At 52.1% G+C, this 5,429-nt stretch carries 7 protein-coding genes; all 7 read right to left on the reverse strand.

Features of this window, described 5'->3' with window-relative positions; all coding sequences use genetic code 11:
- A partial coding sequence (locus ISP15_RS17900) for a hypothetical protein (RefSeq protein ID WP_404549303.1) occupies window positions 1–336 on the reverse strand: 336 nt, incomplete at its 3' end.
- 118 nt (window positions 337–454) lie between these two features.
- Entirely contained in the window at window positions 455–1,015 is a 561-nt protein-coding gene (locus tag ISP15_RS17905; RefSeq protein WP_404549305.1) for a hypothetical protein, read from the reverse strand.
- Between the two features lie 564 nt (window positions 1,016–1,579).
- Window positions 1,580–2,428 (reverse strand): hypothetical protein, encoded by an 849-nt coding sequence (locus tag ISP15_RS17910; RefSeq protein ID WP_404549306.1) that lies wholly within the window; start codon window positions 2,426–2,428, stop codon window positions 1,580–1,582.
- On the reverse strand, window positions 2,425–3,378 hold the full coding sequence (locus ISP15_RS17915) for a hypothetical protein (RefSeq protein WP_404549307.1): 954 nt from the start codon (window positions 3,376–3,378) through the stop codon (window positions 2,425–2,427). The genes ISP15_RS17910 and ISP15_RS17915 overlap by 4 nt, the downstream gene beginning before the upstream one ends.
- Before the next feature lie 501 nt (window positions 3,379–3,879).
- On the reverse strand, window positions 3,880–4,194 hold the full coding sequence (locus ISP15_RS17920) for a hypothetical protein (RefSeq protein WP_404549308.1): 315 nt from the start codon (window positions 4,192–4,194) through the stop codon (window positions 3,880–3,882).
- A complete protein-coding gene (locus ISP15_RS17925) occupies window positions 4,194–4,418 on the reverse strand; it encodes a hypothetical protein (RefSeq protein WP_404549310.1) in 225 nt (74 codons plus the stop codon). The genes ISP15_RS17920 and ISP15_RS17925 overlap by 1 nt, the downstream gene beginning before the upstream one ends.
- Window positions 4,415–5,429: hypothetical protein (locus ISP15_RS17930; protein ID WP_404549312.1), on the reverse strand; the 1,015-nt coding region annotated here is incomplete at its 5' end. The genes ISP15_RS17925 and ISP15_RS17930, both read right to left, overlap by 4 nt.

Consider the following 5,429-nt stretch of genomic DNA (forward strand, 5'->3'; position numbering starts at 1 on the left):
GCCTTGGGCGGCACCGGGGGAGAACAGCGCCTGGGCTGCCTGCGCCGCGTAGAGGGCGGATAGGCGACTATCCTGCACTTGGCTACTACGTTGGGCAGCGTAGTAAACGGTGTTGGCGACGTTAGCCGCCGCGCCACCGAGGCCCACGTTGATCCCGCCCTGGCTCACCTTGTGGCTTTGATGGATATCGCTGGTGCCTACGGCCGCATCGATGGTGACGTTGTTGCCCACGATGGCGGTGCCGGTCTGGCTGAGCACGTCGCTGCCGGTGATGTGCACATGGTTGCCGGCGCTGAGCGTGACGCTGCCGTTCAAGCTGCCCACGATGCAGCACATGCACCTATATCGATCACCGCCAATACGTGCTGGAAAAAAATTCAAAGTCGAGAGATGAATTTCGTGATGCATTCAGTACATTTAGAGTAAAAAAGTATCCGACAACATTCATGCATTATCAATGCTTACGCTTCCAATCGAGCTTGTCTTGTTGAACTTGCTGCTGATATTGGATGACCGCCGCGTCGACTTCGGCTTGTGTCATCGGCTCGATGCGAACGGCTTGCACCAGTTTAAGGAGTAAGTTGCGGCGCGCAGCAATCCATTCGGGATCAGCAACGATCATTGCGTCGTAATGCGCCTGACGACGCAAAATGTGAGTATCGTCGACGGCATGTTCGTAGCTTTCGCGCCATTCAAGCAGTTTCCCCTGCGTTGGATGGCTCGGGTCAGTCACCTCATACATCGCCGTTAGTCGATGGTGCCACACCAAGTCATTGATCGTGACATGTTCGTCTTGCCTGGTCACATCGGCATAGGTAAAGCCTAACTTTGCGAGATTGGTCACTCGCGTGGAAGCATCCAACTGCCTTTTCTCCTTTTCCTTCTGCAAATCCTTGGCGTTAAGTAGCTGATTCTGATAGGCCGACGCGGCGAACATGCCGTGGCCTGACTGATCCAAAGCCATCCAGCCTCGCATGCTGCCAGGGTCGCCATTAAAGCTGTCGGCCAAGGTCATGGCTGGACGTGACGGCTTGGATGGATCGGAAAAGCACCCATCAGCATTGGGCTCATATTTGCGTAACGACATCACCTGCGCAGGGTCGGGCAATCCAGCTCCATAAATGCGTAATCGCAAAGGGACAACAATCTCGCCGGCATCTACATTTGGGATCGACCTACAAATTGGAAAGTCCAATAGGTACCGTGTCGGCGGCCTGTCCGTATACAGGTACAACTTTTCGGTGGGATCGGTGTCACACGCGGCAAGTGATGTCATCGCAAGACCCATCATTAGGGGACGTAACTTCGCTTTCATTGGTTGCCCCCGTCTTGGTTCCTTTGCCACTGCTCGGCCTTCTGGATCGTCCAGTTGTATTCAGTCCCTGCACAATTGAGGCCGTAGCAACTGTGTGGATTGACCGGCCTTGAAGACCTGCAACCACGCCATAAGTGCGACCCGGACCTAGCCTGGAGCCGCGCCAGGTAAGTACTGGAAATATTTCACGATGACGGCGAGATAAACTTCGCACTACAACTCGCATTCACAAACTCTCATGTGATCCTACGGCATACAAAATCATCAATGGTTACGATTCAAATCGAGCTTGTCTTGTTGAACTTGCTGCTGATATTGGGTGACTGCCGCATCGACTTCGGCTTGCGTCATCGGCTCGATGCGAATGGCTTGCACCAGTTTAAGGAGCAAGTTGCGGCGCGCAGCAATCCATTCGGGATCAGCAACGATCATTGCGTAGTAATGCGCCTGACGACGCAAAATGTGAGTGTCGCCGACGGCATGTTCGTAGCTTTCGCGCCATTCAAGCAGTTTCCCCTGCGTTGGATGGCTCGGGTCAGTCACCTCATACATCGCCGTTAGTCGATGGCGCCACACCAAGCCATTGATCGTGACATGTTCGTCTTGCCTGGTCACATCGGCATAGGTAAAGCCTAACTTTGCGAGATTGGTCATTCGCGTGGAAGCATCTAATTGCTTTTTCTCCTTCTCTTTCTGCAAATCCTTGGCATTCAGGAGCTGGATCTTGTAAGCCGATGCTGCGAAATCACGGTGACCTGACTTATCTAGAGGCATCCATCCTCTGTAGTATCCTGCGTCCCCAAAAAAGTCATGCTTTTCAACATAGACACGTAATCGTCGGTCAGCTTGGTCGTCCGTATAGCAGCCATCTTCATTCGGTTTTTGTCGGCGAAGCCACATCAGCCGAACCGGATCGGTGAATGAAGCCCCCCACAAGCGAATGCGCAATGGGGCGACCACAAGTCCCTGTGTGCCATAACACAACGGAAAATCCAATGGATAGCGCGTCGGCGGCTCATCCACTGCATAGGGATTGCTAGCTGCATAGTAACGTTCGCTGTTACATCCGGTAAGCACGCTTAAGGAAAGCCACGTGAATAGCATCCGTTTCATTGATGCCTTTCCATCGCCTTCTTCCACTGTTCGGCCTTGTCGATAGTCCAGTTGTAATCCGTTCCCGCACAATTGAGCCCGTAGCAACTATGCGGATTGACCGGACCCTGGAATACCGGCGCCACTCCTTGCAAGCCACCCCATGCCTCACCCTGGGCCGCACTTGGCAGATGCAGTTCTGAGTTGCTGTCAAGATAGATCGAAGGAAACAAGGTACCGCCTACAAACATAGCCACTGGATCATAAGGACTGGTTAGGTAGACAAGTGAAGATAGGGGCTTCTGTCCTGTTACAGGATCAATCGGTGGAAATACTTTGTTGTACCCCGCAATGATGGTCATCGGACTCACCAACGCACCAGGCCGCACTGCCGCACCGAATACTGCCGTGGTCAGATTGGGATTCGTATAACCCTCGTTCGCCAGGATATTCAATGCATCGCGCGTGACGATGCTTCCCCAGCTGTGCGCATAAAGATTCACTGGCGCATCATCACCTTGTCGTTGCACCGCATCCACCATTGCCAAGATCGTGGCCGAATAGTCTCCGTTAATTGGCGAAACGAACTTGTCATAGCCAGCCTGCATCAGGTCCGACACACCGCCTTTGGATGCGTTGTATTGCACGTAGTAGGTTACGTTTGTCGCTTGGTCATTCGTCTGCGACACATGTCCCGCCTCCACATGCACTGCTCGTGCCTCGTCATTGAGGATGCCATTCACGGTAATGTTCTGCGCACCTTCCGGAATTTGGTCAACGAAATCCACGCTCATGCCGTGGTCGCGCAGGTATTGGATACGTTGATCCATGGTCAGTCCGTCGAGTACGCGCAGGTTGGCGCACGCTTGTGCGGTAGTGGCGCAGGTCACCTTAAGCGTCAGCGTTTCGTTGTGCCCGCGCATGGACTTGTCGACTTCTTCCTGGGTGTGGCCGATGCTCTCTTCGATCAATACGGTGGTCGACGACGAGGCCCTCCGATTAATGTCAGAACGAAGATTGCACTTCCAGGGACCAGGCCTACTTTCATGGCCATAGGCACAACGATTGAAAAAATGTAGGTAATGCCCTGTATAAGACATCTGATGTAGGTCATTCCCACTATCAGGATAGTCGCTGTAGCGAACATAACTAGTCCAGATAACATCGCTCGCAAGAGTGTCATTGCTCGACCTTCTGTTGAGCACTTTGAAGATCGTGCAATTTGTCGATAGCCCAATTTTTACGCCCTCTGTCGTGCTCGCGCCCGTCAAATTTCCCCATATAACGGAACTTATCGGTGAAAAAATTGGCTTTTGCATTGAACTAGTCAGACCATCGCCAATCTTAAAACCCGCCATCGTAGTGAGACTTGACGTCAGCCCTCCCACCAGTAGATTGTCATTTTTTCCGTAGCGGGTCATTGACGTAGTCAAGGGCTGTGCTGATCTCAATTTTTTATTGATCGGCACAATTCACCCCGCTTGCGTTGGGTGGGCGCATCTTGCAATTGAAAAGTCAAAGAAAAGCGGTTTCCTTGCCCCCAAACGATCCGCGCTACCGTCCCATCCACTAATAACATGATCAAGAATAGATTCATTGAATGTAGCGAACACGTACATCGCCGCATAAATTCCAAGTAAATCCGAAGCTCCCCATGGTGGAATGATCCACAAGTAGACGCGAGGCTTTAGCATTGCTACCTCATAAGAAGAAATGAACTTAGCTTCTCTATTTTTAAGATAACCAAGACATGGTTTTTTCTCCCTCGCCTTGTTTGCAGTGATCATCAAAACGGAAGGCGGCGGCGAGAGGTGCTAAACGCCAGAACAGTGGCGACCGATCCAAGATATGCGCCACAGTGGATGCCATACATAACCGCCATGTGGAAGTTGTATTGCAGACCTTTCAACGGAGCAAAGATATATCCAAGAATAACTATGGAAGCGAGGCCAAAAATAAAGAAGGTCACCCCAAAGATCAACGAACTTATGATCCTTTTAGCGATATTCATTTATTTTCACCATTACTTTTATTTTGAGAACTATTTAAGTTATCGAATAGATTATTTAAATATTCCGTAACACTTGCGCCTGCACTGTTGCCGATAACTGCTGGACGAAGTGACGTAAAAATTGGTGTTTGCATCGAACTGATATAGGTATCTCCAATCTTGAAACCAAATGCCGTCGTCATGCCATTAGCCAATCCACCCACCAACACGTTGTTGCTCTGGTGGTAATACAGGTTATTGGCCTCAGTCTGCATCATGCCAACGCCGGTTCCCACTAGACCATTCCACCCCCAGTTGCCGCCATAGCCTAGATAACCACCCATCATGCTGGCACCCAAATTGATGTAATTCAGTTGGCTGAAATTGCCTCCGTTCTGAATCAACTGCGCCCCCATATTGACGGCTCCGGTCACGGCCGCGGTGCCACCACGCGACGCCAAGATAATTTCTGTCAACGAACCGACCTGGATAGCGCCAGAGCCTTCAACTGCAAGGATCCCCGGACCTGCGCCCAGCCCGGCAAGTATCCCCGCTCCTGCGATACCTACCATTACGTTGCCGTCGCTGCTTACCGCATTATCCGCCTTGACCAACCCCCACTCGCCTCGATTATTCACATAGTCCTGAGCCGTGATGTATTGGTCTACTTGCAACCCCAACTGCGCAGCCAGCGGGTCGTTGACGTAGTCAATGGCTGTGCTGATCCCGTCTTTGTATTGGTCGGCGCAATTCACACCGCTTGCGTTGCAACTGCGCACAAGGTCTTGTTCTTGTTTTGCCGACAGCTTTTCCGCATCGGTCTGAGCGGTTTGGATGCAGACTTGATCTCCGTTGCATTGCTTGATTTGATCTTGCAGCGCTTTGAGCTGGGGATGCGACAAGTAGTTGTAGCGCGTTCCGTCCAACGCCGTGGCCGCGCCGGCACCCCCACCCACGGCCGCACCCACCGCGGTGCTGGCGAGTTGCAGCATTGAGGCGAACTCCGGCGTGCCGGGTTTGTAACCCTGGCTT

It is taken from the genome of Dyella jejuensis (genome assembly GCF_044904675.1).
Lineage (GTDB): Bacteria > Pseudomonadota > Gammaproteobacteria > Xanthomonadales > Rhodanobacteraceae > Dyella_B > Dyella_B jejuensis.

What these genes read in the sequence shown, in the direction of transcription:
- ISP15_RS17905 (WP_404549305.1), bottom strand. Translation starts at nt 1,015, where the DNA reads ATGACCTTGGCCGACAGCTTTAATGGCGACCCTGGCAGCATGCGAGGC.
- ISP15_RS17910 (WP_404549306.1), bottom strand. Translation starts at nt 2,428, where the DNA reads ATGAAACGGATGCTATTCACGTGGCTTTCCTTAAGCGTGCTTACCGGA.
- ISP15_RS17920 (WP_404549308.1), bottom strand. Translation starts at nt 4,194, where the DNA reads ATGATCACTGCAAACAAGGCGAGGGAGAAAAAACCATGTCTTGGTTAT.
- ISP15_RS17925 (WP_404549310.1), bottom strand. Translation starts at nt 4,418, where the DNA reads ATGAATATCGCTAAAAGGATCATAAGTTCGTTGATCTTTGGGGTGACC.